The organism is Streptomyces sp. DSM 40750, assembly GCF_024612035.1.
Taxonomy (GTDB): Bacteria; Actinomycetota; Actinomycetes; order Streptomycetales; family Streptomycetaceae; genus Streptomyces.
In genome coordinates this window covers 575,564-600,866 of the sequence record NZ_CP102513.1, presented here as the reverse complement: position 1 = coordinate 600,866, position 25,303 = coordinate 575,564, and the positions used below count along the sequence as shown (strand labels likewise).

Annotated in this window: 24 protein-coding genes, 1 tRNA gene and 2 pseudogenes; 14 read left to right on the top strand and 13 right to left on the bottom strand. The window is 69.7% G+C overall.

Annotation, left to right across the window (positions count from 1 at the left end):
- The first annotated feature begins 246 nt into the window (after positions 1-246).
- A complete protein-coding gene (locus tag JIX55_RS02925) occupies positions 247-1,257 on the top strand; it encodes an arabinan endo-1,5-alpha-L-arabinosidase (RefSeq protein ID WP_257561624.1) in 1,011 nt (336 codons plus the stop codon).
- Positions 1,239-2,672: a family 43 glycosylhydrolase gene (locus JIX55_RS02920; protein ID WP_257561623.1), complete on the top strand. Its 1,434-nt coding sequence runs from the start codon at positions 1,239-1,241 to the stop codon at positions 2,670-2,672. The genes JIX55_RS02925 and JIX55_RS02920 overlap by 19 nt, the downstream gene beginning before the upstream one ends.
- Positions 2,673-2,853: 181 nt before the next feature.
- Here JIX55_RS02920 and JIX55_RS02915 read toward each other — a convergent pair whose 3' ends face one another.
- Complete coding sequence (locus JIX55_RS02915) at positions 2,854-3,231, bottom strand: ArsR/SmtB family transcription factor (RefSeq protein ID WP_257561622.1); 378 nt, start codon at positions 3,229-3,231, stop codon at positions 2,854-2,856.
- A 1,106-nt stretch (positions 3,232-4,337) separates the two neighbouring features.
- Here JIX55_RS02915 and JIX55_RS02910 point away from each other — a divergent pair.
- From JIX55_RS02910 to JIX55_RS02900, 3 genes are all read left to right on the top strand, one after another.
- Positions 4,338-5,741 carry an NAD(P)-binding domain-containing protein gene (locus tag JIX55_RS02910; protein WP_257561621.1) on the top strand — a complete coding sequence of 468 codons (1,404 nt, stop codon included), beginning with the start codon at positions 4,338-4,340 and terminating at the stop codon, positions 5,739-5,741.
- Between the two features lie 28 nt (positions 5,742-5,769).
- Positions 5,770-6,237 (top strand): ArsI/CadI family heavy metal resistance metalloenzyme, encoded by a 468-nt coding sequence (locus JIX55_RS02905; RefSeq protein ID WP_257561620.1) that lies wholly within the window; start codon positions 5,770-5,772, stop codon positions 6,235-6,237.
- A 303-nt stretch (positions 6,238-6,540) separates the two neighbouring features.
- Positions 6,541-7,428 (top strand): prohibitin family protein, encoded by an 888-nt coding sequence (locus JIX55_RS02900; RefSeq protein WP_257561619.1) that lies wholly within the window; start codon positions 6,541-6,543, stop codon positions 7,426-7,428.
- A 305-nt stretch (positions 7,429-7,733) separates the two neighbouring features.
- Here JIX55_RS02900 and JIX55_RS02895 read toward each other — a convergent pair whose 3' ends face one another.
- Together JIX55_RS02895 and JIX55_RS02890 are read right to left on the bottom strand one after the other, a co-directional pair.
- Complete coding sequence (locus JIX55_RS02895) at positions 7,734-8,207, bottom strand: pyridoxamine 5'-phosphate oxidase family protein (protein ID WP_257561618.1); 474 nt, start codon at positions 8,205-8,207, stop codon at positions 7,734-7,736.
- A 1-nt stretch (position 8,208) separates the two neighbouring features.
- Positions 8,209-8,667 carry a hypothetical protein gene (locus JIX55_RS02890; protein WP_257561617.1) on the bottom strand — a complete coding sequence of 153 codons (459 nt, stop codon included), beginning with the start codon at positions 8,665-8,667 and terminating at the stop codon, positions 8,209-8,211.
- A gap of 710 nt (positions 8,668-9,377) precedes the next feature.
- Here JIX55_RS02890 and JIX55_RS02885 point away from each other — a divergent pair.
- The 3 genes from JIX55_RS02885 to JIX55_RS02875 are packed head-to-tail and all read left to right on the top strand — an operon-like array spanning position 9,378 to position 11,105.
- A complete protein-coding gene (locus JIX55_RS02885; RefSeq protein WP_257561616.1) occupies positions 9,378-9,524 on the top strand; it encodes a hypothetical protein in 147 nt (48 codons plus the stop codon).
- Positions 9,521-10,093 (top strand): sigma-70 family RNA polymerase sigma factor, encoded by a 573-nt coding sequence (locus tag JIX55_RS02880; RefSeq protein ID WP_306819976.1) that lies wholly within the window; start codon positions 9,521-9,523, stop codon positions 10,091-10,093. The genes JIX55_RS02885 and JIX55_RS02880 overlap by 4 nt, the downstream gene beginning before the upstream one ends.
- A complete protein-coding gene (locus tag JIX55_RS02875) occupies positions 10,077-11,105 on the top strand; it encodes a hypothetical protein (protein WP_257561615.1) in 1,029 nt (342 codons plus the stop codon). Before JIX55_RS02880 ends, JIX55_RS02875 begins: the two co-directional genes overlap by 17 nt.
- 152 nt (positions 11,106-11,257) lie before the next feature.
- On the opposite strand, the gene JIX55_RS02870 is transcribed toward JIX55_RS02875, so the two are convergent.
- From JIX55_RS02870 to JIX55_RS02860, 3 genes and pseudogenes are all read right to left on the bottom strand, one after another.
- The gene (locus JIX55_RS02870; RefSeq protein ID WP_257569154.1) at positions 11,258-13,558 is read right to left on the bottom strand and encodes a hypothetical protein; all 2,301 of its coding nucleotides are present in this window, start codon (positions 13,556-13,558) and stop codon (positions 11,258-11,260) included.
- A gap of 3 nt (positions 13,559-13,561) precedes the next feature.
- Positions 13,562-13,633, bottom strand: a tRNA-Gln gene (locus JIX55_RS02865).
- A gap of 12 nt (positions 13,634-13,645) precedes the next feature.
- A pseudogene (locus tag JIX55_RS02860) lies at positions 13,646-14,001 on the bottom strand (IS110 family transposase); the annotation flags it as partial.
- Between JIX55_RS02860 and JIX55_RS02855 the strand changes: the two are divergent.
- A complete protein-coding gene (locus JIX55_RS02855) occupies positions 13,982-14,152 on the top strand; it encodes a hypothetical protein (protein ID WP_257561614.1) in 171 nt (56 codons plus the stop codon). The pseudogene JIX55_RS02860 and the gene JIX55_RS02855 overlap by 20 nt on opposite strands.
- A 404-nt stretch (positions 14,153-14,556) precedes the next feature.
- Here the strand turns inward: JIX55_RS02855 and JIX55_RS02850 are convergent, their stop codons facing one another.
- From JIX55_RS02850 to JIX55_RS02840, 3 genes are all read right to left on the bottom strand, one after another.
- The gene (locus JIX55_RS02850) at positions 14,557-15,804 is read right to left on the bottom strand and encodes an outer membrane protein assembly factor BamB family protein (RefSeq protein ID WP_257561613.1); all 1,248 of its coding nucleotides are present in this window, start codon (positions 15,802-15,804) and stop codon (positions 14,557-14,559) included.
- A 345-nt stretch (positions 15,805-16,149) separates the two neighbouring features.
- Positions 16,150-16,965: an acyl carrier protein gene (locus tag JIX55_RS02845; protein WP_257561612.1), complete on the bottom strand. Its 816-nt coding sequence runs from the start codon at positions 16,963-16,965 to the stop codon at positions 16,150-16,152.
- Between the two features lie 342 nt (positions 16,966-17,307).
- Positions 17,308-18,132, bottom strand: coding sequence for a glutaminyl-peptide cyclotransferase (locus tag JIX55_RS02840; protein WP_257561611.1), 825 nt, complete (start codon positions 18,130-18,132; stop codon positions 17,308-17,310).
- A 288-nt stretch (positions 18,133-18,420) separates the two neighbouring features.
- Here JIX55_RS02840 and JIX55_RS02835 point away from each other — a divergent pair, with 288 nt between their 5' ends.
- Both JIX55_RS02835 and JIX55_RS02830 read left to right on the top strand, forming a co-directional pair.
- Positions 18,421-19,038 carry a TOPRIM nucleotidyl transferase/hydrolase domain-containing protein gene (locus JIX55_RS02835; protein WP_257561610.1) on the top strand — a complete coding sequence of 206 codons (618 nt, stop codon included), beginning with the start codon at positions 18,421-18,423 and terminating at the stop codon, positions 19,036-19,038.
- A gap of 412 nt (positions 19,039-19,450) precedes the next feature.
- Positions 19,451-20,023, top strand: a complete 573-nt coding sequence (locus JIX55_RS02830; protein WP_257561609.1) for a GNAT family N-acetyltransferase — start codon at positions 19,451-19,453, stop codon at positions 20,021-20,023.
- A gap of 262 nt (positions 20,024-20,285) precedes the next feature.
- On the opposite strand, the gene JIX55_RS02825 is transcribed toward JIX55_RS02830, so the two are convergent.
- The 3 genes from JIX55_RS02825 to JIX55_RS02815 all read right to left on the bottom strand — a co-directional run bounded on the left by JIX55_RS02825 (position 20,286) and on the right by JIX55_RS02815 (position 21,532).
- Entirely contained in the window at positions 20,286-20,819 is a 534-nt protein-coding gene (locus JIX55_RS02825) for a hypothetical protein (protein ID WP_257561608.1), read from the bottom strand.
- A 180-nt stretch (positions 20,820-20,999) separates the two neighbouring features.
- Positions 21,000-21,320, bottom strand: a complete 321-nt coding sequence (locus tag JIX55_RS02820; RefSeq protein WP_257561607.1) for a hypothetical protein — start codon at positions 21,318-21,320, stop codon at positions 21,000-21,002.
- A 41-nt stretch (positions 21,321-21,361) separates the two neighbouring features.
- The gene (locus tag JIX55_RS02815; RefSeq protein ID WP_257561606.1) at positions 21,362-21,532 is read right to left on the bottom strand and encodes a hypothetical protein; all 171 of its coding nucleotides are present in this window, start codon (positions 21,530-21,532) and stop codon (positions 21,362-21,364) included.
- Between the two features lie 88 nt (positions 21,533-21,620).
- Here JIX55_RS02815 and JIX55_RS02810 point away from each other — a divergent pair, with 88 nt between their 5' ends.
- A complete protein-coding gene (locus JIX55_RS02810; protein ID WP_257561605.1) occupies positions 21,621-21,767 on the top strand; it encodes a hypothetical protein in 147 nt (48 codons plus the stop codon).
- A gap of 109 nt (positions 21,768-21,876) precedes the next feature.
- On the opposite strand, the gene JIX55_RS02805 is transcribed toward JIX55_RS02810, so the two are convergent.
- The gene (locus JIX55_RS02805; RefSeq protein WP_257561604.1) at positions 21,877-22,566 is read right to left on the bottom strand and encodes a DUF6882 domain-containing protein; all 690 of its coding nucleotides are present in this window, start codon (positions 22,564-22,566) and stop codon (positions 21,877-21,879) included.
- 187 nt (positions 22,567-22,753) lie between these two features.
- On the opposite strand from JIX55_RS02805, the pseudogene JIX55_RS51330 reads away from it, so the two are divergent.
- Positions 22,754-22,971 (top strand): annotated as a pseudogene (locus JIX55_RS51330) (hypothetical protein); the annotation flags it as partial.
- A gap of 424 nt (positions 22,972-23,395) precedes the next feature.
- Positions 23,396-25,213: a DUF2207 domain-containing protein gene (locus tag JIX55_RS02800; RefSeq protein WP_257561603.1), complete on the top strand. Its 1,818-nt coding sequence runs from the start codon at positions 23,396-23,398 to the stop codon at positions 25,211-25,213.
- Positions 25,214-25,303: the final 90 nt, after the last annotated feature.

Sequence of the window (25,303 nt, the reverse complement as noted above, 5' to 3'; positions counted from 1 at the left end):
GACTCGTTCCGTGGTGTCAAGCGCCCCGTGCGACAGGTGAGTTGTCGAACGCGATTCGACGATCGTAGTGACGGGAGTTGCTGCGCGAACCGTTGACGCGCAAGGGGTTCGATTCTACGGTCCCGTTCGAAGTCGTGACCGGCGTTCATAATGCCGAACGCGCTGAACCTGTCCGAGCGTACTGCATGCTCCGAGCATGCCGACCACGTTCGAACGGGGCCGTCCCCCCACGCAAGGAGGATCCGCGTGAGCCGCACCTCCCGCAAAGGCGCTCGCAGAACCACCCGCAGAACCGCCCGCAGAACCGCTCTCCTCGCCGTCCCCGCGGCGATCCTGCTCGCACTCGTCCCGAGCTCGGCGTCCGCGTATCCGAACCCGGGCACCGTCACCGGCTCGATCGTGGTCCACGACCCGACAATGATCCGCACATCGTCGGGCCAGTACCTGCTGTACGCCACCGGCGGCGGCATCGGCAACCGCAACTCCACCAACCGCATCGCCTTCAGCGGCGGCGCGGACGCCTTCTCCGGCAGACCGAGCTGGTGGCGCACCTACTCCTCCGTACCGGAGGCCTGGGCACCCGACATCTCGTACCACGGCGGCAAGTACCTGATGTACTACTCCGTCTCGTCCTTCGGCTCGCAGAACTCGGCCATCGGGCTGGCGACGTCGACGACCGGCCGGCCGGGCAGCTGGGCCGACCAGGGCATCGTCTACACGTCGAGTTCGTCGAACGACTACAACGCCATCGACCCGAACCTCTTCGTGAACGACGACGGCAAGTGGTGGCTGTCGTTCGGCAGTTGGTGGACCGGGATCAAGATGATCCAGATCAACCCGTCGACCGGGAAGCAGCTCTCGTCCAACACCACCCGCTACTCGCTCGCCTCCCGCCCCACCGGGACCAAGGCCGTAGAGGCCCCGTACATCGTCAAACGGAACGGCTACTACTACCTGTTCGCCTCGTACGACACCTGCTGCGCCGGCACCAGCTCCACGTACAAGGTCAAGGTCGGCCGGGCCACCAGTATCACCGGCCCGTACCACGACAAGAACGGCGTCGCCATGATGAACAACGGCGGAACGCCCGTGCTGGAGTCGCACGGCCGGTACATCGGCCCCGGCGGACAGTCGATCATGAACGACGCGGACGGGGACCTGATCGTCTACCACTACTACGACGGCCAGGACAACGGCACTCCGAAGCTCGGCATCAACCTTCTGAACTGGAGCAGCGGATGGCCCGTCGCCTACTGACCCTGCTGGCGGCCCTCCTGCTCGCGCTCTCCTTGGGGCAGTCCCCGGCGAGCGCCGCCTCCTTCGCCAACCCGGTCAAGGCCCAGAAGGGCGCCGACCCCTGGATCTCGTACCACAACGGCAACTACTTCCTGGTGACGACGAGTTGGACCGACGCCATCACCATCCGCAAGTCGCCGACACTCGCCGGTCTCTCGACCGCGCCGAGCGTCCAGGTGTGGACGGGTGACGCGGCCTCGCGCTGCTGCAACATCTGGGCGCCGGAGCTGCACTTCCTGAACGGCCGCTGGTACCTGTACTACGTCGCGGGCCAGAACGTCTCCGACTACATCCCCACCCAGCGCACCCACGTCCTGGAGAGCGCCGGCTCGGACCCGATGGGCCCGTACACCTACAAGAACCAGCTGGGCAGTGCCTGGATGCTCGACCCGAGCGTGGCGACCATCAACGGAAGCCTGTATCTGTTCGGCAGCGCGAGCGGCGGCACGCAGAACATCGTCGCCGCGCGGATGTCCAACCCGTACACGGTCAGCGGCTCCTTCTCGACGATCTCCACACCCACGCACGACTGGGAGCGCTCGGGCGGCACGGTCAACGAGGGTCCGGAGATACTCCAGCGGGGCGGTCGCACGTTCTTGGTCTACTCGGCGAGCGGTTGCTGGACACCCGACTACAAGCTCGGCCAGCTGGAGCTGACCGGCTCCAACCCGCTGGCGGCCTCCTCCTGGACGAAGAAGTCCACGCCCGTCTTCCAGCGCAACGACGCGAACGGAGTCTACGGGCCGGGGCACAACGGCTTCTTCACCTCGCCTGACGGCACCGAGAGCTGGATCGTCTATCACGCCAACGACAGCGCGAGCGAAGGCTGCGACAACGGCCGGACGACGCGGGCGCAGAAGTTCAGCTGGAACTCGGACGGTACGCCGAACCTCGGTACGCCGGTGCGGCTCGGCGCCTCGCTCGCCGGGCCCTCGGGGGAGCCGTCGTCCGCCTCGACGACGTACACGCTCGTCAACCGCAACAGCGGCAAGTGCCTCGACGTAGCGGGGAGTTCGAGCTCCGACGGGGCCAATGTGCAGCAGTGGACGTGCAGCGGCGGCAACAACCAGCGCTGGCGCCTCGAGGACCTGGGCGATGACACCCACCGCCTGGTCAACGTCGCCGGTGGCAAGGTCCTGGACACGGAGAACTGTTCCTCGGCCGACGGCGCGAATCTGCGCCAGTGGTCCTGGCTGAACAACACCTGCCAGCGGTTCCGGTTCCTCGCCACGAGCGGCGGCTATGTACGGATCGTCAACCAGGCCACCGGCAAGGTCGCCGATGTCGCCGACTGCTCCACGGCCGACGGAGCCGACGTACGCCAGTGGTCGTGGCTGAACAACACCTGTCAGCAGTGGCAGCTCAAGCCGGCCTGAGCACGCCCCACCTCGGCGGGAACGGCGGCCGGGAGGACAGGGAACCCGTCGGCGGAGGTCCTGAGCGACTCGGCCCATCCTCCCGGCCGGCTCACGTGACAAGGACACTGGCCCGTGACAGGCTCGTTGTTCTCTCCCGTGCCTCGGGCAGCGCCGGTCAAGCAGAGATCGTCGACCTGGGTCAGGCCGTGGGGGTGGCTGCGGTCAGCATCTGCCCCATCGCGGCCACCACCGACGGCTCCACCCGGTAGTAGACCCAGGTGCCGCGCCGCTCGGAGCTGAGCAGCCCGGCCTCCTTGAGCTTCTTCAGATGGTGGGAGACCGTCGGCTGGGAGACCCCGACGTCGGAGATGTCGCACACGCACGCCTCCCCGTCCTCGTGGGAGGCGACCAGCGAGAACAGGCGCAGGCGGACCGGGTCGCCGAGTGCCTTGAACATCGCGGCGGTCCGCTCGGCCTCCTCGGCCGTCAGTGGCCGTTCGGTGAGCGGCGGGCAGCACGGCACGACACCCTCGGCCGCCTCGGGTTCCAGCAGCGGAAGTGCCCTGATGTTCGACATACGTTTATGTTGACATACGTCGAACCAGAGCTGCCAGAGTCCGCAGGGTCAGCCCCGGTGCACGTGTGCCGCCAGGCGTCGGGCGATCCGGCTCTCGTCCCTGCCGGCGCCTCGGAGGGGGTTCGAGGCCAGGTTGCGCTGTCATTCCGGCCCTTCCGGGGGCGAGGCCGGGCTGGGTGAGCGAGAAGCCCTCCTGGTGGATGGGGCGGCCGTGGTCGTCGACGCGTCGAGCGGGGCCGGGTGGCCGAGGTCGGGACGGTGACCGGTGGTCGGCGGCATCGCGTCGACCTCCTCGCTGCCGCCGTCGGCCCAGGTGACCTTGATGGCGTCGACCCCGTGAACACGGGACGCCGGTCCGGAGTGCCGGAAGTGATGGCAGCCCGGTGGCGGCCGTTGTCGATGAGCAGCCGAGCCGGAGGCGTACGCAGAAATCGGCCGAGGGGGAGGGTGTCTGTCCCGGCGAGGGGAACCTGGGCGTACGGGGCCAGTGCGGCGGCATTCCGCATGGGTGTCCGGCGCCGACAGGCCCCCATGCGCTGTCCGGCGAACGGCTCCGGCGCGCGATACTCGGCTGCGTGCGGCCCCGCGCCCCGCGAAGTCCGCCGGCCCCGGCAGGACCGGACGCTGAGGGCGGCCGAAGCTTTCGGAGGTCGCTACCAGGCCCCGCGCAGACAGTTCGCTCCCGTCGTCCAGCGCGATGTTGAAGCCGTCGCCGGTAGGGGCCGCACTTCCCGGATGCGTGCCCCCGTACGGATGTCGGCGCGCGGACGGTCGACGTAGAGCAGCAGGCAGGTGGCGACCCCGTCCCGGTGCGGATAGCGATCGGGTCCCCATCGAGAGGCGCGCCGGGCAGTGCGCTGTATCCGGCGGGGGAGAAGAACGTGAGGCCTGCGTGGTGGCGCGGCCGTGACCCGGTTGCCCGGTCGGAGGCCCCCAGGGCCGCCGGTCCCAGCCCTGCCGACGCAGAGCATGCGCTGCGGCCGGCCCGGACTGGCCGCCCCCGATCACCGCGATGTCCGATCGTTCCACTGCCCTGGGCCCCGGATTCGATGGATGTCTATGTTGACGCTTATCGAAACAGGTGCCATGCTGAGGGTGAGAGATCGATGGATGTCGAAACAAAGGGGACCCCAGTGGCTGTGTCCGTCAACAGCGTGCTCACCACCGACCAGCTGCCCGTCGTGGTCATCGGAGCCGGCCCCGTCGGCCTGGCCGCCGCCGCGCATCTCGTCGAGCGCGGCATCGAACCCCTGGTCCTGGAAGCCGGGCCGGCGGCGGGCAGCGCCGTACGGGAGTGGTCGCACGTCCGACTGTTCTCGACCTGGGGCGAGGTCATCGACCCGGCCGCCGAGAAGCTGCTGGCGCCCACCGGCTGGGCACGCCCAGACGGCACGACCTACCCGACCGGCGGCGACTGGGCCGAGCGCTACCTCCAGCCCCTGGCCGACGTACTCGGTGACCAGGTCCGCTACGGCACCACGGTTACCGGAGTGGCCCGCGCCGGCCGCGACCGCATCGTCGACTCCGGCCGCGACGAGCAGCCCTTCACCGTGCACATCCAGTCCGCCGACGGCCATGAGCAGCGGATCGCCGCCCGCGCCGTCATCGACGCCTCCGGCACCTGGTCCACCCCCAGCCCCGCCGGCGCGGACGGCCTGCCCGCCCTCGGCGAGAAGTCGGCGGCCGACCGCATCTCCCACCGCGTGCCCGACCTCACCGACCCCGCCGAACGCGCTCGCTACGCGGGCAAGCGCACCGCGGTCGTAGGCTCCGGCGCCTCCGCCTTCACCGCCCTCGCGCTCCTCGCCGGCCTGGCGAAGGAGCAGCACGGCACGCACGCCGTGTGGATCCTGCGGCGTGGCATCGGCTCGAACACGTACGGCGGAGGAGAGGCCGACCAACTCCCGGCGCGCGGCGCGCTGGGCCTGCGGGCCAAGGCGGCCGTCGAGGCCGGCCACGCGAGTGCGGTGACGGGATTCCGCACTCGGGCTGTGGAACGCGACGGTGACCGGATCGCCCTGGTCGCGGAGGACGGCCGCCGCCTCGACCCGGTCGACGAGGTCATCGTCCTGACCGGCTTCCGCCCCGACCTCGGCTTCCTCTCCGAGGTCCGCCTCGGACTCGACGAGCGCCTCCAGGCCCCGACCGCCCTGGCCCCGCTCATCGACCCGAACGTCCACTCCTGCGGCACCGTCTACCCACACGGCGTGAACGAGCTCTCCCACCCTGAGCAGGGCATCTACCTCGTCGGCATGAAGTCCTACGGCCGCGCCCCCACGTTCCTCGCCATGACCGGCTACGAGCAGGTCCGCTCGATCACCGCCGCGCTCGCCGGCGACCAGGAGGCCGCCGAGCGCGTGGAACTCACCCTTCCGGAGACAGGGGTGTGCGGCGGCGCCGGCCTCTTCGACGAGCCGGAGGACGCCGAGCAGTCCGGCGGCTGCTGCGCTGCCCCGGCCACCCTCCAGATCGGCATCGGCGCCCCGGCCACCACCTCCGGTGGCTGCTGAACTCCCCACCTACCCAAGGAGGTTCACCATGACGTCCCGTGTACAGCTCGCCCTACGAGTCCCCGACCTCGCCGCATCCGTCGCCTTCTACACGAAGCTCTTCGGCACCCAGCCCGCCAAACTCCGTGACGGCTACGCCAACTTCGCCATCGCCGAGCCCCCGCTCAAGCTCGTCCTGATCGAAGGCGCCGTGGGCGAGGCGACCCGAATGGACCACCTCGGTGTCGAGGTCGAGAGCAGCGAAGCGGTCCATGCCGCCACCGCCCGCCTGGGCGAGGCCGGCCTGGCCACCGACGTGGAGAACGACACCGCCTGCTGCTACGCCCTCCAGGACAAGGTCTGGGTTCACGGCCCCGGCCAGGAACCCTGGGAGGTGTACGTCGTCAAGGCCGACGCCGACTCCCTTGCCAAGCAGCAGGGCAGTACCTGCTGCACCGGCCCGGCCGACGCCGCGGTCATCGCGAAGGAACCGTCCGTCGCGGGCGGCTGCTGCTGATCCGCTGATGACCGACCTCCACACCAGCGAGGCCGTGACCGGGACCCGGTCACGGCCTCGCGCCGCCCTCAGCCGAACACTCCGGTGGCACGAGGGGAGTTCGCTTCAGCGGCGGGCCACGTACGGCAAGAGGCCGGTGGTTGTGTCTGCGACGCACAGGCCGTCCTCCTGCACCACCGCCCGGCAGAAGAACGTCCTGGACGAGTTGCAGGGGCTGCGTACGGGCGGGGGAGCGAAGCTCGTTACGATGCGCTGCGCGTCGCCCCCGAGGCGGCGCGGATCCGTTTCCGGAGGGGGATACCCGTGTTCGTGCTGTCCATCCTGCTGCTCATAGCGGCAGTCGTGGTCTTTCTCGTAGGTCGTGGCCGTGACGGCGGGGGCTGGAAGCTCGGGGCGGTGCTCAGCGCGGTGGGGGCCGTGCTGGCCGGTGTGTTCGCCTGCGTCCATGTGGTGAGCGCCTATGAGGTCGGCGTGCCGGTGACCTTCGGCAGGATCGGCGCGCCGTTGACCTCCGGCATCCAGTTCAAGTCGCCGTTCACCGAGGTCACGTCCTTCTCCACCCGGCCGGTGGACCTCAACCTCTACGACAAGGACGTGGTCGAGGTCCGCTCCTCGCAGGGCGGGGTGCTGTACGCGGACGTCACGATCAAGTGGGCGGTGGTGCCGGCGAAGGCGGTCTCGCTGTACCGGCTGGCGGGCAGTGAGGAGGCCGTCCAGGAGCGGCTGGTGCTGCCGGACAGCCGTGAGATCGTCCGCAATGTCTTCGCGAAGCACACCAGCGAGGAGGGCTATGCCTCCGCTCGCGAGCAGATCGGCGGGGAGATCGAGGACCTCATCAAGGAGCGCCTGGCGCCGCGTGGGATCGACGTCACTGCCGTCAATCTGCGCAATGTGAGGCCGTCGGACAAGCTGCAGGACCAGATCGACAAGAAGATCCAGCAGGAGCAGGCCACCGAGCGGTCCGAGGAAGGGCAGCGCACGGCGAAGGCGGAGGCGGAGCGCAAGCGGATCGAGGCGGAGGGTATCGCCAACGCCAACAAGATCCTCGAGAAGTCGCTGAGCGACAAGGTCCTGTACAACCAGTGCCTGGAGGCCTACAAGCAGGCCGCGAAGGCCAACCCGGTGTACGCGGTACCGTGCGGTACGGACTCGGGCGGCACGCCGGTCATCGTGGACGGCAGCAAGAACTAGCCCCGCACTTCGGGCGGATCGGCGACGCTGCGGCCTGCAGCCACACCGCCCACAGGTGGTGGAGACAGAGGCACTCGCGAGCAAGGCCCCGTACCCGGCTTCTTCGGATCCAGGTACGGGGCCTGTTCGTGCACCACGCTCGGCTCCGGCCTTGCGGATCTGCGGTCAGCGGGACTCGTAGTACGGCGCGGCGAGTGCGTAGACGGCGGTGGCGAGGGCCGCGGCCGAGGCGATCGTGAGCCAGATAGAACGACCTCGAATGCGCGCTGGAATTGGCAGGTTTGGCGGAGGGCCGGCCGGCCTCGTCACGGCGACGGCTCGACGAGCCGAATCGACACCCGGTGGTCCGGCTTCCCGTCCTTGGCCAGCATCGAGTGCTCCTCGGCCACGGCGCGGTACAGCCTGACACCGGAGTCGCCCCGTACGTCGTCGACGGTCCAGACCCGCCCACCGTGCCGGAGCGAGCGCCGGGAGAAGACCTCCAACGCCTGCTCGACACCCTCGCCCTCCACAAGCCCGGCGACGGCGGCCATGAACACCCCCTGCCCGCTCCCGATCGGCACGGACGAGTCGAAGATCGCGACGCCCACCTCGGGCCGTACCGCGATGTTCCGCGAATGCGCCGCCTCCGGCGACGACACCCAGAAGAACTCCCGGCACCCCACGTGCGCGAAGTAGACCGGAGTGCTCCACGGCCGTCCCTCCGCGTCGCCCGTGGCCAGCACCATGTAGAGACTCGCGTCGACGATCCCGCGCCCGTTCTCGACTGTTGGTTTCATCTCATCGCCTCCGTCGGTAGGTCAGAGCGAAGTCCCGCTCCCACTGCCCCGAGCCGTCCTTCGCCAGCTCCCAGGCGCCCCGGACGGTGTTGCCGTCGTCCTCGATCCGGCCGGTGAACCGCTGCCGGAAGTCCAGCGGCGAGAAGTCCGCGCGCTCCCGCAGCAGCCGCCACTCCCCGCCGTCGAAGGTCATGGCGTACGTTCGTACGACCCCCCGCGAGTCGAAGTAGTGCTGTGTGTACGCGCCCGTCCCGGGGGCGACCGAGACGATCGCCGTGCTGTCCGGGACCGGGTCCGGGGCCTCCGTCTGCTGCACCAGGAACTGCCCGTCCAAGGTCCACTCGAACACGCTCCGCCCGACCGGCACCGCCTCCCCACCGGCGAAATCCGCCTCCACCACCCACTCCCCGACCAGCACATCCAGCCGCCGAAGAGCCTCCTGCCGTGCCCTCGCGTCCATCGCGAACACCTCCTCGTATCAGGGACTGTGCCGACAGCGAGAACTCATCGGTCGCGACGCTCACACCACCGCGAAGGCCGCCGCCGGCAGGCGCTGTTCCTCGGATTTCTTCGGTACGCACAGGCCGAAGTGGTTCTCCAGGTACTCCAGTACCTGCGGCGAGGTCATGCCCTCGCCGTCTGCGGCCAGGCGAGGGCCGGCGGGTCGGTGCCGTCGTCGTAGGTGGGGATGCCGGGGTCGAAGGAGGACAGGACCCTGGCGCCTTCCTACGGCACGGGGTGGTACCGGTCACGGGCGGACGCGCCCCCTGCAGACGACCAACGGCCGAAAAGGAACGTACGTACGGCGATCGCTTCCCTATCCGAAGAGAAAGCGGCCCAAGTCGGGCAGGCGGCATGTTTTCGGTTGCCGAGACCCATCATGTGATGCCCACCACAAAATGGATGACCGCAAGACTGCCGGGCGCCGTGCGAGCGGCCGAGCTGTGCGGCCGTTGCGCTGGTGGGTGGCGCGGCATCGCGCGGCGAGGCTGCGAGCGCCGAGGTCGAGTGGCGCCTGAGTGTAATCGAACAGATTCATTCGGTGAGAATTGTGGTTCGGTGGGGTGCACGCTCGCTGCTCGTGGTGCGCCATCAGGGGCAGAGGGTGCGACCGGCGTCCCTCCGGGTCCGGCAAGAGGGTCCGCCAGTCCAGGGGAGGGGCGAAAGGCAGTGTCGTTTCAGCTACTTGACGAGGTGATCCTCGCTGTGCGGGTGCTGGGCGGTGACGTGGTGCTGCCGCACGGCGTCGCGGCGGCCGGTGTGCGGGTGGGGGTCAGTGAACTGCGCCGCGGCGACCGCGAGGACGGACAGGCGTGAGGCGGGACGTCCCGGACCATCCAGCCGGCCCCGTGCCGATGACCCAGCTGCCGTTGGACTTCGAGGCATTCCACCGGATGCACCGCCCGGCGTACGTGCGCTGGGCGAGGACGTACCTGAACAACAGGGCCGATGCCGAGGAGGCGGTCGACTGTGCTTTCGAGCAACTGCTCATAGCCTGGCCGGAGGTTCTGGCGAAGGAGAGCCCGGCGGCCTACGCCTGGCAGGTGATGAAGAACCGCACCATCGATGCCGCCAGGGCCAGGGGCCGTCGTGAAGCGCTGGTGGACACGGCGGCCTTCGAGACCGCCGCGCTGCGCGAGGCCGTCGATCCCATCGGGCAGCTGGAGGAGAGCATCAACCTCTTCCAGGCGATCGAGGCCCTGCCCGAGCGGCAGCGAGATGTCGTGGTCCTGCTCTACAGCCACGACCACTCCGTCCGCGAGGCAGCCGACCACCTCGGCATCACCCCTGCGGCGGTGCGCTCCACCGCCCGCTACGCACGGCGCCGCCTGCAGGAAATCCTGGGACTGGCGAAGGAAGGACAGGTCGATGACGTTGCCCATTGACCAGCTCCTGGCCCGGGCCCGGCTGGTCAACGAGCCCTACACACCTGAAGAGATCAGTGCCGCGGCCGACCGCCTCGCCGCGAGGGTGGCCGCCCGTCGCGTCGAACCGCACACCGGAGAAGGCCCCGGCCTCGCGCCCGAAGGGCCGCAGGATGTCGCGGCGCGGGATCTCCGCACGCTGTGTGAGACGGCGGTCATGAGCAGCGGCGCTTTGGCGGGCCTCCAGCATTTCGTGGCCCGCTCCCTGCCGGAACCGCCCGGAGCGCGGGTGCTGGGATGCATCCTTCAGCTCACCGAGCACGAGGACTCCGCACGGTTCTGGTGGCAGTACGCCGCTGGCGCCGGAGACGGCGCCGCTACCTACTGCCTGTATCTGCACCACATGGCGCACGGTGAGGAACCCGAAGCCGAGTGGTGGCACACCCAGGCGGCCGGGGCCGCCGATGACCACGGCCCATCAAGCGCCGAGCTGCAGGACTTTGCCGCCACCCTGCACGTCTTGCAGGGCCTGAAGGAGACCGATGAGCCGGCCCTCGGTCTGGCCGCCAGGGCGGCTCAGGTCAGCGCGGTCCTCAACTACGTACCCGCAGCCGTTTCCTACGTCGACGACGACCTGGACCTGCCCCTGCCCGACGCCGACTTCACCGACCGCATCACCTCGTTGACCACACCGCCCGCCACGGAAGCCCGCCCGCAACCACCGCGGCCCTCCGCGTTTCTGCCGGAGCCCCGCACTCACCCCATCGCATCCTTATGCGCCGCGGCGACCCGCACGGCCGGTGTGACCCGCCAGACATCGACAACCCCGGCAGCACCCCCGCGATGGAGTTGGAACGACAGCGGAGGAGCATTCGGCTACAAGCAACGCGTCGGAGCTGGAGACCTCGCCGCCAACGCCCGCCACCAACACGCGATGCAGGTGTTCTGGCAACACTGTGAGAGGTGCGCCGACTGCGACCCCGCCGGAATCCCCTGCCCTGCCCACACAGCGCTGTGCCCCGGCCCACTCTGACCGCACGAGGCGGCGCCTGCAGCGGTCCAGTTCGACCGTCCCCGCGGCCCGTGCCCAGTGCCCGCGGTGAAGGCCGGCGTGGCAGGTTCCGCCAAGGCGAGCAGGTGCGGTACTTCCAAGCAACTGGCCAGCCCACCAAAGAGAGCAAAAGCTCACCGCATCCAGTGTCCGTCGGTGCTCCACCCCAGGAAGCGCCGGGCGCGGCCGCCGTCCCGCGTTCCGTCCTTGCCGAAGGTTCCGCCCTCGGCGACCAGGGCCAGGCCCGCCAGGGAGGGGGCCAGCCGGGTCGCGACATGGGCGGGGCGGCGGGCCGTCTCCTCGTGCAGGCCGACGATGACCTGCCGCTGCTCCTCCGTCGGGCACAGGGACAGATGGAACACCATCTGGCGCCACGCGTACGCAGCGTCCTTGATCGTGCCCAAGGGCCGTGGGTTGTGGTGCACACGGGCGGTCAGTCGGCACACGGTCACGAAGCAGCGGCGCGCCAGGTCGGCCCAGCCGGGCCGCGGGACGATGCCCATCGGGTGGACCAGTGTTGCCAGGTTGTGCGTGGTGAGGATCTGCGCCTGCTCGATCACCGTGCCGTTTGCGGCGACCGACCAGGACCCTGACGTCGTCCCGGCCCGCTCGGCGCACAGCCGGGCGAAACCGGGGGAGGCGAGGGTGCCGTACGAACGGGTCAGGGCCGTGCCTGCCTCGGAGATCGCCAGATCGCGGATCGCCGCGTAGTCGATGCCGTAGTAGCGCTCGTACAGCGTGCCGCCGAGCAGTTCGCCCGCGATCCGCGCCGCCTTGAGGAACTTCGGGCTGAACGTGCCCATGAAGATGTCGGCGGCCAGCTCCTCCACGAGCGGTGCGTCGAGGTCGCACTGGCGCTCGAGTACACCGAGCTCACGGACCAGCGGGTTGGGCAGGATGGTGCCCGGGAAGGCCTGCACGGCCAGCTCGCCCAGCTGCCGCAGCACGGTGAGCGTGCCTTCGCCGTCCGACTTGCCCAGCACCGCGGATCGCTGCCCGGACACCGCCCGTACCCAGGGCAGTTCCTCGATGCGTACCTGCCGTTCCAGGTCGAGCAGCAGCAGGGAGCGGCGGTTGCGGAACGCTCGATAGTTCGCGGTCATGAGCGCCCGCAGCGTCTCGTCGCGGTACGCCTGCGCGGTGGTGGCGGCGACCAGTTGGGGTACCAGCTCGGCCAGGACCTCGGCGGAGGGGACGACGCCCCGCTCCACGAGTGTGCCGAGCGGGGCGCTCAGTGCGGACTCGACCACCTGGCCGATCGTGGGCGGTACGGCAGCCCCGGTGGGCAGCCCGGTCTCCCGGCTCTCCTCCTCGGTCACCGCGCGAAGGAGCGGGGCGACATCGCGGATGCCCGTCTCCTGGGGGAGTACGGCCAGGCGGCGCACCATCAGCTGGGCCAGGGCGTGGTGGGAGGGGCGCGCCGCCTGCTCGGCCTGGCTCCGGCGCAGGGCTGTGTGCCCGGCGGAGCCGGGCAGACCGCGCCGTCGCACCATGGACTCCACCGCATGCCGCAGCAGGCCGAGCCGGCGCGCGTCCAGTGGCCGTCCGGCGACGATCTCCTCCAGCGCGCCGAGCAGAATGCCCAGGTTCTCCTTGGGGTTGCGGTGCTTGGTGCAGCGGGTGTGCTCCGCGGCGAGCAGCCGGTAGCGGTCGAGCAGGACCTCGCCGCACGCCAACCAGTCGGCGTCCGGCGCGAGTTCGAGGACCCGGCCGTCCCGCGCCGTCCGCAGCCAGTGAACGAGCAGCTCGTCGCCGAACGGCTGCCAGACGGCGAGCGCCTCGCGCTGGGTCTCGACGGCCGCGTTCGGCCGCCGCCGTATCAGCGTGTCGACGGCGTCGGAGGCGGTGTGCCGGTGGACGGCCGCGGTGGCGTCCGGCGCGGGCCCGTCCGCCGGGCGGGGCAGGAACCGCAGCCGGTCGGCGAACGGCTCCAGTTCCGCCGCGAGGTCCAGCGCGGCGTCCGTCTCCCCGTGCCGCACCAGCCACGCCATGGTGAGCAGCGCCGCCTCCTCCGGCAGGCCGATCTCGTAGTGGCCGCTGTCCAGCCGGGTCCACAGCCAGGCGAGCCCGGGCTCGGTGAGGCAATGGCCGAAGAGCGCGCGCCGCTCGGCGGGCACCCCGAAACCCCGCGCGGCCTCGAACTCGTACGGCTGGAGCGGACCGCCCGCGCTCGCGGTCCCGGTGGCGAAGCCGCCCCGCACCACCTCAGGGGTCACCCAGGCCGGAAGCCCCGCGACCGGGGTGCGCGAACCGACCGTCAGCCGGCCCGCGGCCAAGCCCGCGAGGACCTCCCGCCAGCGCTGCCCGCGCACCTCTGCGCGGCGCCGGGTGTCGGCGTCCTCGTGGGTCAGCGCGGTTGTGAAGGCCTTGGCCAGCTGCACCGCCGCATAGGACGGGAGCGGGGTGAGGGGCTGCTGCTCAGCGTTGTCGTTCATAAGCCGACGTGGCAGGTTCCGCCCCTGCGCCCTCCGGGTCCAGAGCCCGGTGCTCTCCTGCTGAGCTACACGCCGATCACCGCCGAAGATAGACGCTGAACGGTCACCGTTCAACCGGGTTTCGGGGGCGTCGGTCTTGGCCTCGCCGGGGTACAGGTCGGCGATCCGCCGTAGGGTCAGTCCGGCAGACAGGCCACCTCGCAGCCCGCATCGCGGGCCACGGCCGGCGGCGGGGCACCGATCGAGGCGCGCTGGTCGACGACCACCAACATGGTGCCGTGCTTGGCCTGCAGCCTGGCGAAGACCTCGCGCGGTTTCGGCTCGCTGTCGGGCAGCCGCTCGTCGAGTGCCTTCGTCCCGGCCGGGGTCAGCGCGGTGCCGTGGTGCTCGCCCTTGCCGACGTGAAGGCCGAGGAAGGCGCCGATGTCGCTGGTGTCGATCACGAGTTACCTGTGCGGCACAGGTGGCCTGCGCTACCTCGACCACGAGGTGCTGCAGCGGACCGAACTGCCCCTGCGGCGTACGCCCGGAGCAGTCGGGCGAGTCGGTGGCGGCCGGCAGATGCACCAACCGGTGATCCACTGCTGGCGGTGACCTCAGTAACTGAAACGGAAAGTCCCCCAGCTCCAGGGGGCATGCTGACGCGTTCGATGGCCAGTACTTGGGTGAGCTGGCAGATCAGGCGGCGCTGGGGACGAGAGCAACGTCATGACCGAGCGCCTGAGCTGGGGACTCCGACGTGAACGGGCGGGCCTGGGCATGCGCGGCCCGCCGACGGACCGTCTGTCGGCGATCCAGGAAGGCGGCCAGGCGCTCGCGACAACCCTGGGCAACCTCCTGGGGCGACGGGCGTGGTGTGCGGCGCCCGCAAGGGCAGGGCGCCGCACACCACGACGCGCCTCCCGCGGCCCGACCCATGACGCCCTGCCCTGTCCTGCGGCCGACGCCGGGTGTGGTCAGGCTCCCGCCAACGGCGCTACCCGCCCGCCTCCGCCGGCTCAGACGGCCGGCAGCGCGTACAGCCGCTTGCCGTGCATCACGGCCAGCCGCTTGCCCGCCGGGAGCACGTACCACTTCTGGTTCTCACCGGTTTTGTCGTTGTACGTCCAGCGCAGCTTCCCGGTCGCCGTGTCGAAGGCGTGCACGCCGCCGTTCTTGTCGTGCTCGGTCGCGCCGTACAGCGTGCCGCCCACCTTGGCGAACTGCCACGCCTCCGCAGCCTTGCCCACCAGGTCCTTGTTGTGCCAGATCTGCTTGCCCGTTCCGGGGTCCACCGCCCACATGCCGAACGCGCTGTCGGAGGCGTAGAGCACCCCGTCCAGGACCTGCGGATCGTTGAACCACGTGAACTTCTCATTCGCCAACGACCAGCGCTCCGTGCCCGAGGCCAGCGCGAACGCCCGCAGCCGCTGCCCGTCCGGCACGATCAGCATGTCCTCGTGCACGGCGAAGCGGTAGTAGTTGGATCTGCCGATCTTCTTCGTCCAGAGCTGCCGGCCCGTCGTCGTGTCGCGGACGGTCACGTTCTTCCGGAAATCGGTGTACGCGAGGCGCCCGCCGACGACCGCGGCCGTGATGCCGAACTCCTCTGTCCCCTTGTCGCGCTGCTCACGCCAGGCGACCTTGCCGGAGGTGGTGTCGATCGCGGCGATCACGTTGGTCGGCGACGAGAGGTCCTCCTCCAGGATCCCGGCGAGGACGTAGACATGGCGGTCGTCGGCCGCGATGGGGCGCGGCTGCTCGTACTCCTTGCCCAGGCGGCTGCGCCAGGTCTCCTTGCCCGTGGCCGCATCGAGGCCCACCACGTCGCCGTCGTACTCGGCGCTGGCGAGATAGAGCGTCCCGCCGCCGGCGATCAGCTTGGCGCCGGGAATGGTGACGCCCGGCCGTGACCACTTCTCCTTGCCGCTGACGACGTCACGTCCCACCAGCGGGTCACCCGACACCACGACTGTGTCGCCGAAGACCGCGAGCGCGTGGATCCCGGCCAAGTTCTGGTTGGTTGTCTTCTGCTGCCACAGAGGCTTGGGCGCGGTGCCCGGGGGCGGGGTGCTGAAGGTGTCACCGCCCTTGTCGGTGTCACCTCCCTTGCCTCCGCCAGGAGTTGTGTCGCCGCCTGACGCGCTCGTTTCCTCTTCGGGGGTGCACCCCCATGCGCCTGCCCCCAGCACGGCCAGGCCGAGGCCCGTCCCGGCCAGCCTGAGCGCCTGCCTGCGTGACACCGTGTGCCCGTCACGTCTGCCCATGTCGGTTCCCCGTTCCCGTTTTTGCCCGGATGCTGCCGACGTCCCTCGGACGTCTTGATCGCGGTCAGGCTAGCCGTCAGATTTCGGCCAGTCGTCGGGGGGTACGCAACCGGGACGCGTCCGTGAAACTCCTGTCACACAAGATCAGCGACTCCGGGCACTCGCGTTAGCGCAAACGATCTGCCGACGGTTCGCAGGATGTACGGCCCCCGCTCCGCCGGCGGAGGCGGGACCACTCCGAGCGGTCCTCACCGCCCCGACTCCTGGAAGGTTCTGTGATGCAGGGGCCGCTGCCAACGTCTCGTGGTGGGTGGCGCGTTGGGGTCTGTCCCGGCGGATCAGGTCCTACGGCGTGACGTTCCTCACCGGAAGGGCCTTGCTCGCCTTGGCGATGTAGTAGTCGGCAGGGGCCGAGAGGATCACGAACTCCCTGTCGTATCCCCGGATCTTGGCCCGGACGGTGAAGTTCCCCTTGGCGTCGGTCGTGGTCTGCGCGTTGTACTGGCTCTCGAAGTACGTCCGCAGGAACACCCGCGTACCGGCGACCGGCCCGTGCCCGGCGGGCCAGGTCACCTTCCCGGTGACGACGAGTGTGTCCCCGGCACGCACCCTGGCCTTGTTGACCTTGTACGTGATGCCGCTGGCGACGGGCTTGACGGCAACCCCCGCACGGGCGAAGACAATGTCGCGGTCCGTCGGGTCCTCCGCGGGATCGTAGGAGGCGTGGAACTCCACCTCATGACGAGGACTGAGAAAGAGACTCGCCCTCTCCTCCCACCGGTCCGCCGATACCCCGGACAGCGTGAACCGCCCTTGGTCGTCGGTCCGTACGGTCCCCAGACTCCGGCTCTCCCGCTCGGTCGGATCGATGGGATCCCCCCATGGGTTCCAGGTGTTGTAGAGCACGGACTGCCCGACCTCGACCGGCGCGTCGGCCACGGGAGTGCCGTCGGGCCGGGTCAACACACCGGTCAGATCGACCGTCCGCTCGTCGTAGTCGGTCGTGAGTCTGTCGGCCGAGATGTCCAGCCGATAGGCCGCGTCCCCGGAAACGCCGGGTGCGCGGTCGTATGCGTGGGCGGGCAGCACACCCGCGCCGGTGATGGCCAGGGTGAGGACTGCGGTCGTGGTCAGGCGGGCCGCCGGTGAACGCTTGCGCACGTGAACTCCCTTGGTGGTGTGACGGGTTGTCGTTTCGTCGGGCAGGCCGGGCCGCTGCGCCGACGGCACCTGTTTGACACACAAGACATCACTTGCGGTTGTATGACGCCCCCGTTCCGCTTTGGCGCCCCGCCGTGCACGCCCGCCGCCTCCGCACCAACGCTCAGGCGGGTGAGCCGTTGGCACCCGGAGGTCGGCGCAGAGGGTGCAGGCAGATGGCCGACGCGACGACACTTCGCCGCTCAGCGGCCTCCAGTCGGGAATCCATTTCTTCGTTGAAGCTGCTGGTCTCCCGCCGCTGCTGCCGGCTTTCGCCGGGAAGCCTTCCAGATGTGGGCTGGATCACCTGGCGACGAAGGCCACCCGGAACATCTTGGGCCACCATTTGCCGGTGAGCAGGAACTCGTCGGTGCCGGGGACGGCGGCGATGCCGTTCAGAAGGTCGGTGTGCTGTTGCCTCGAAGCCAACAGCCCTGACGCGTCGATCTCCGCGGTCACCGAGCCGGTGTCGGCGTTGACGCGCACGATCCGGTTGGAGGGCCAGACATTGGCGTACACGCTGCCGCCCACGCATTCCAGCTCGTTGAGCTGTGGCACCGGGCGACCGTGGAGGGTGACGGCGATGTCCCCCGTTGCGGCCAGCGTCCGCGGGTCCCGGAACGTGAGCCGGGAAGAGCCGTCACTGGTGACCAGCCGCCCGCGCCGGGGCTGGTGGCACACACCCCAGCCCTCCTGCGCGTAGGGGACCCGGCGCAGCTCCGCCAGTGTCCTGGCGTCGCGTTCGATCGCGACGTGGTCGCGCCAGGTCAACTGCCACAGTGTCGGCCCGAGAACGGTGATTCCCTCCCCGAACAGGGGTGTCGGCAGGTCGGCACGGACGGTGGGAGGCCGGCCGGGCGGACCCAGACGGATCGACGACTCCCCGGCCATGCCGGTCCCCTCGTAGAGCGTGCGGCCCCTCATCTCGAGGCCCTGGGTGTAGGCCTTGGGGTCATGAGGCAGGGTTTCGAGGACCTTGACCCCCAGTTGCTCGACGCGATCGGCGGCGGGCCTGGCGGCGGCCTGCCGCCGGAGCGGTGAGCCGCGGTCCGTTTCACACGAGGGGACGAGCATCGCGCCCGCCAGGGCCACAACCGCGATGGCCGGGTACACCAAAAGTGCACGCATTGGCTCAGACTGGCACATTGGCCGGGAGGCGCAATGCTGCGCCGCGCCGGATCTCCGGCGCGGGCGATCGCCCGGTCGACGGCACGTCTGCTGCCGGAATGAGTGCGTGCTTGTTTCTGAGGAGAGCGATCCGCTCGCCAACTGCCTTGGCCGTTACGTGTATCGGTACGACTGGGAGCGTCCCGTCCAGGCTCCCCCCCCGAGCAGCTGTCTGTGCACGCGGCGGACGCGGTTGCGCAGCCGATTATCGCGTGCGCTGCCGTTGGTGGATGTAGGAGACTCCCCGGCATGGTCGACATGCGCACGTTCCGGGACGAGGTCACAGGCTGGGCCGGCGGTGGCTCCGGCGGGTCGGCGGGGGAGCTGGCGGAGCTCCTGGGGGTGCACACGGTGGTCCTGCTGGAAGGACTGAGCGACCTCGCGGCCGTCGAGGCGCTGGCCGCGCGGCGGGGTCGTGACTTGGCGGCCGAGGGGGTGTGCGTGGTGCCGATGGGTGGGGCGATGAGCGTCGGCCGCTACGCGGGGCTCCTCGGTCCGTCCGGTCTCGGACTGCGCCTGATCGGTCTGTGCGACGAGCGTGAGAAGCCCTTCTTCGACCGGGTCCTCACCCCGTCCTCGGCGCCGCGCCCGGGCGTCTTCGTCTGCACGGCGGACCTGGAGGACGAGTTCATCCGTGCGCTGGGCCCGGCGCGGATCGAGGAGATCGTCCAGGCCGAGGACGAGCTGCGCGCCTGGCTGACCTTCATGCAGCAGCCCGCCCAGCACGGCCGGCCCCGGCCCCAGCAGTTGCGGCGCTTCCTCGGCACGAAGAAGGGCCGCAAGATCCGCTATGGCCGCCTCCTGGTCGAAGCCCTCGCCCCCGACCAGGTGCCCGCCCCGCTGGACGACCTCCTCGCCAGCCTGTGAGCGGATGCTGGGGACTTCGCCCCAAACCCGGGGGGAAAGTGGCTGAGTCGATGGAGTACATCGAAGCCCAGCGGTCCGCTTGATCGTGAGACGCCAGCAAGCCTTACCGCGTCGGTTTCTTGTGTCGTTTCAGAGGGCGTTGAGTCCGTTTGTGGCAGCGGCCTCGTCCGGGTGGGGTGAGGGAGCCTAAACCGGCGAGGCGTCCGAGGCGTCCGAGGGGGCTGCGGGTGACGTTCATGTCTGGGTCGTCGGTGGGCAGGTCAAGGAGTCGTGCCGTTCGCGGACCCCGAATGCCTGGTCGGGGTGCTGGTTGACGGCGTGCATGCTGGTAGGCGGTGCCTTGGTCGTGAGGACCGGACCGGGATCGGATATTCGGTGTTCTGCCCGCCCAAGAGGACGCAGGATGGTGCGCATGACTCCGGCCACCCCCGTACTGCACACCACTCGCCTGCGACTGCGGCCCTTCACCGACGCCGATGCGGACCCCCTCTTCGCGCTGCACAGCAGTACCTACGTACTGCGCTACTGGGACTCCCCGCCGTGGACGGAACGGGCCCGCGCCGAGCACTTCATCGCGATGTGCCGGAAGATGGCGGACGACGGCACCGGGGTGCGGGTGGCCATCGATCGTGCTTCTGACGGGGCCTTCGTCGGCTGGTGCGGTCTGACCGGATGGAACCCGGACTACCGCAGCGCGTCGTTGGGCTACGTCCTCGACGATGCGGTGTGGGGCCACGGCTTTGCGACGGAGGCCGCGCACGCCTTGCTGCGATGGGCATTCGACGCACTGGACCTGAATCGAGTTCAGGCCGAGACCGATACGCGCAACGTGGCATCTGCCCGGGTCCTGGAGAAGATCGGATTCGTGCGTGAAGGGACGTTGCGGGAAGACTGCGTGGTGAACGGCGAGGTATCCGACTCGTGGGTGTTCGGGTTGATCAAGCGAGAGTGGCGGCCGTCGGCCGTGCCGACTCCAGCCCGCTAAGAGGGCCTTGGAGGTGTTCAGTCCGTTTCTGGTAGCGGCCTCGTCCGGGTTGGGTGAGGAAGCCTTGGCGGGTGAGGCGTCCGAGGCGGCTGCGGGTGATGTTGACGGTCGCCTCGTCGGTGGGCATGTCGAGGAGTTCGTGCAGCTCACGGGCACTGAATGTCCGGCCGGGGCGGCGACTCCGCCACCAGGGCCGAGCCCAGGTAAGCCACTACCGGCGACAAGCCGCACAGCCATGAAGATCACGAAATGCGATGGACTGTCAGTGATCGTCCAACTCGACGAACTGGCTCACCCATGCCCTGAACCGATCGTCAGACTTCTTTCGCTCGGTCCAGAGCGCGTGCAGGTCCTGCAGTGGCTCGAGGCCGAAGTTCTGGTTCAACCAGGTGAGGAACTCATGGTGGCCATCGCTGTGTTCCTCAACGTCTCCAGAGGCAAGAAACCCGAAGTCAGCGACAGGCTCGCTGTCGATGGCCAGAAGCTGGAACAACTCCATCAGGTTTCGCGCGATCACATAGAGATGCCCTTCATCGCCGACGAAGACGACGGGCAGAGTGGCAAGGTCGGTCCGATCGTCGCACCGCCACAGCGCGTAGTCGGAGCCGGAGCCGTTGGCCTGCGCGAAGGGGATGAACCGGCTCAGGAACTCCGGATGCTCCGACCAGGTGTGGAGGCCAGCGTCTGCGCCGTACTCGCACAGCTCGAAACCCTCCGAGTAGTAGACCGGACCGATCCGGTCCTCGAACTCCTTGAGCAGGTTCAGCTCCGGGATTGGCGAGTACGCCTCGCTCATGTGGCCTCCTTGCTGGGCCGGGACGCCTGGCGCAGTTGCGGACGTCTTGCACTGGCCAGGTGATGCTATCCACGCCGGGCACAGTTGGGCACTGCCGCCAACAATCGTGCGCTCTCCACTGCCACTACCAGCGACGACAAGCCACTCGTCGATGAAGGTCACGATCTACAGCTGGAGTACCTAGGCGATCGTGTAGCCGGACGCGAAGCCGCGGCGCTGGAGGCGGTAGCCGAAGGACGTGAGGATTGAGCCGAGGGCGCGTTGCATTGCCGTGGTGGCGGTCTTCTGGCGCCGTGCCGTATCGGCGAACAGGTCGTCGGGGTGGCCCGGGCTGTGGGGATCCGCGCTGTCGAGCCGCTCGTGGGTGAACCAGCCGACGTGCACCTGCTGCTCGAGGATGTAGACGGCGAATCCGCCTGCGCCCCCGTCGGCCCGCTGCGTGAGCCCGGAGCTCTCCAGGTCGAACTGCACCCGCTGCGCGAGCTCTCCCAGTGCGGTCACTGCCTCAGCTCCTCTGGCCAGTCAAGGAAGTCGGAGGCTTCTTACTCCTGACGCTGGTATTCGTCTGAGGCCTCGCGGTTCACCTCACGTTCCGCGTTATTCTTCGGGTTCGGGAATGGGTGATAACGGGTAACTGAGCCGAAGCCGAAGGTTGTCACCAGCAGCGCGTAGTGACCTGCGGCCTTGGCGGAGCGCAGCACGGTGGTTGTCACCAGATCGGCGCGCTACCTGTCACCAGGAGCGCGCCAAGCATGACGGTGTCATAGGCTCCGGCGCTCAGCCGTCTCAGCGGACACTGTCATGTCCGCCTTGCGCGGCGGGGGTCGGGCGATCGTCGACGGCCGTCTCAACACTTTCCAGACCTTCGTCTTCGGCCACCTGCTGCCGGCGTCAGCGGCTGCCCGGGTCGCGGAGCGATCCCTGCGCAAGGCAGCGCTCGGGATCTGAACTTCCGCGCCCGACGTCCGCGACCGCGAATCCGGCAAGGACGTCCTCATCTCCAGGATCGAACACGTCCTCACCCAGGAACTCACCGCGGCCTGACGGACGGTTCGGGTCAGCCGGTGACCGTGAGCCGGATGTTGCCGATCCGCCCCATCCGGTCGAAGGAGACAACGGCAGCGTTCCCGGTCGGCAGATCGGCGATCAGCTGGTCGCCTTCCACGCGCTGAGGCACCCCGTGGTGCTCGAAGTACCCCGTGACGGCCTGTCGCGGCGAACGCCCGATGAGTGAGACTCCGGCCATGAGCAGGCGCGGCAGGGCGACCGGATCGAGCTGGGCGCTCGGCACCTTCGGGTCGTCTGGCAGGAAGTACACCTGGGTGCCGGGCCCGGCGGGCTGCCCGATGTACCCGGGAGTGTTGGCTACCCCCATCCCCGCGAAGGCCAGCATCTCGGCGGCCCGCCGAGGGTCGTCGAACCCGGACAGGTCGAGTTTCTCAGCGGTGAACTCAGGAATCCCGTGCGCCTGCCCGTACCGTGCCACGGCAGCGGACAGCGCCACGACCTCACTCCCGCCGAGCCCCGGATTTGCCCAGCCCCACAGCCAGGAACCCTCCTCCATGTCGTACGTCCCAAGGACACCGACCCGTAGCTGCACCTCCCCCTGCTGGTACGAACACGTCTGCAGGTCCGCGCTCCACGGCGCCTCGGGCAGGAACTCCATGAGCGCCTCGAGCTGAGCGGCGCCCCAGACGGAGTGCCGTTCCGCCTCAAGCAGGAACTGGTCGCTGAATCCCTTTGTCATGATCACGAGCGTAGGGGGTGAGACCCAACGACGGGTAGCCCGGGCTCCGTTCCGCCCCCTCTCGTTACCGTCTTCATTGGCTCCGCAATGGGGCCTCCCGTCTTCGGGTCCGGCATGACTTCCCCCCCTTGTTGTTCATGATCCAGGGAGGGTGTCACCGGGGCCGGAGGGGCATCGGCGGACCGCTGAGTCGAGTCCCACCGAGGGGATCTGGTATCGCTGCTCATGCGGCATCTGGCCGGACTTCGCCGCCGCCGATCTGGCACTCCTCACCCCGCGTGATCAAGCGAAAGCTGAAGAAGATCCAGTACCGGCCCTACCTTGTCGACGGCTTTCTGCCACGCACCGGTCCTGATCAAGGACGACGACGTAGCACCAGCCGCGAACCTCATCCACATGGGATGACCTCAGAGCCTCCACGGCAGTCCCGGGGGCCGACCACTCTGGTCGGCCCCCGGGACCAGGAGGATGATTTCTGGTTATCCGCACCGTTACCGGGTCGTTTCTGCATCCTCCTGACGGATCGTCAGCGGGAAACCGCAAGTACACCCCCCACCGCCTGCGGCACTTGGACCGCTGCCGGGATGTGAGCAGGCCGCGTTGCTCCGGGAGTCGTGTAGCCGGGCGGAGCGTGCACAGGATCGGTTGCCGGCCCGCACCTCGACCGCCCCCTGTCCCGTTACTGAGGCCGGTCTGCTCAGCCTCGGCTCGGTTTCGGCGACGGATAGATCGCGGACGCCGGACTGCGGTTTCTCGCGCCTCTGTTGCGTAAAACGTGGCCTGTATCGTCCTCCCCTGACGATGGCGGGTGACGGGGAGGAGGGGCCGGGTGAGGGCCAGGTCGGTGGGGTGGCGGAGGCGGCGGGATGCCGTTCTGCTGTTCGTGGGCGCGGTGTTGGTGGGGCTGGTCGGGCTGCTCGGCGCGGCGCTCGGGGAGTCCGGGGAACGGATTGCCCGGATGTGGGTCGGCGCCGAGATACGTGCCGACGGGACGGCCCGGATCACCGAGGTGATCGACTACGACTTCAACGATGAGCAGCGGCACGGTATTTACCGTGACGTGCCCAGGGCGGAACGCGGAGACGTCAGCGAGGTATCCGTCACGGCGGACGGCGAGCCGGTGCCTTACAGCTTCGAGGACATGGCGGGCGCCCGGATCGTGATCGGTGACCCCGACGCGACGGTGACTGGAACCCACCGGTACCGCATCGAGTACACCCTGCCGCGCCTCGGGGACGAGGAGTGGCTGACGTGGGACGCCGTTGGCACGCAGTGGGACGTGCCCGTCGGGCACGTCGACGTGCACCTGGCCGTCCCGTTCGCCCTGGAACGGCCGAACTGCGTGGCGGGATCGTCCGGTTCGCACGAGGACTGTGCGACGCAGCGGCAGCCCGTACCGGGGCAACTGGACGTGGCGCAGGACGCGCTGGAGGCGCAAGAGGGTCTGACGCTGTACGCGAAGGTCGGAGATGCCGACGGGGGCGGCGCCGCGGCGCTACCAAAGGCGCCCGGCGGACGGGCGGCTGCCGTCGAGGCCGGGGACGGCGTCGCGGCCGGGTGGCTGTGGGCCACGGGGATCGCCCTCGCCGCGGCGGCCGTGGTCGCGGAGCTGGTGCGGCTGGCGGGGCGAGAGCGGGTCCAGGGGGCGGACGGCCGGACCCGGCGGATGGACGTTCGCCGGCTGGGTGCCTCGGTCACACCGAACGGTGAGCCGCCCGCGGGCATCACTCCCGCACACGCCGGCATCCTGCTCACCGACCGGGTGCGCCAGGAACACCTGGCGGCGTGGCTGCTGACCGCGGCGGCGGACGGGCATCTGACCATCAGCGGCAAGAAGAAGCCCGTGCTGCACCAGGCCGGCGAGCGGCCGGCCGACGCCGCCGACCCGCTGACGGCGGAGGTGCTCCAGGCCGTGTTCGCCCGTAAGCCGCGCGTCCCGCTGGGCCAGTACAACGGGGCGTTCGCCATCGCCTGGAACCTGCTGCGGCACCGGCTCGAGGACTGGCGGCGCACGGGTGGCGACGGGCTGTGGGAGCCGTCCGGGGAGCGGCGCCGCCGGATCGCCCTGTGGGGCGGCGCGGTGGCCGCGGCCGCCGGAACGGTCGTCGTGGGGATCACGGCGACGGACGTGGTGGATCCGAGCGCGGACTGGCGGACGCCGCTGGCAGTCGGCGCGGCACTGGCCGGCGCCGGGCTCGCGGGCCTGGTGCGGGCCTGGGAACTGCGGGCACGCACCGTGCGCGGCTCTCACCTGTGGTGCCAGGCGGAGGCCTACCGGCGCCATCTGGCCGAACCCGGGCGGCACGGCTGGGAGAAGCGTGACGAGGGCGAGATCGCGTGGGCCGTGGCCCTCGGCGAGGCCGAGGCATGGACGGCCGCGGCGGCAGCGGCCCACGGGGCGAACGCGCATGCGTCCCGCACGCGGGCACGGACGGCCATACCCGGGGACGACGCGAGGCTCCGGCCCCACCTCGCCACATACCTTCCGCTGGCGGCCGTGTCCGCCGCCACCCAGCCGTCGTCCGGCGGCTCGGGATTCTCGTCGGGTTCCTCGTCTGGCGGTTACAGCGGCGGAGGCGACAGCGGAGGGGGCGGCGGCGGAGGGGTCGGCGGTGGAGACGGTGGCGGGGGCGGCGGCTCATGGTGACTACGGCGCACCCCTGTCGGCACCGTGTGCCTTGATGACGGGCAGCACGTTTTCGTCGTTCAGGCGCATTCCCTTGCCGTCGGTGCCGTA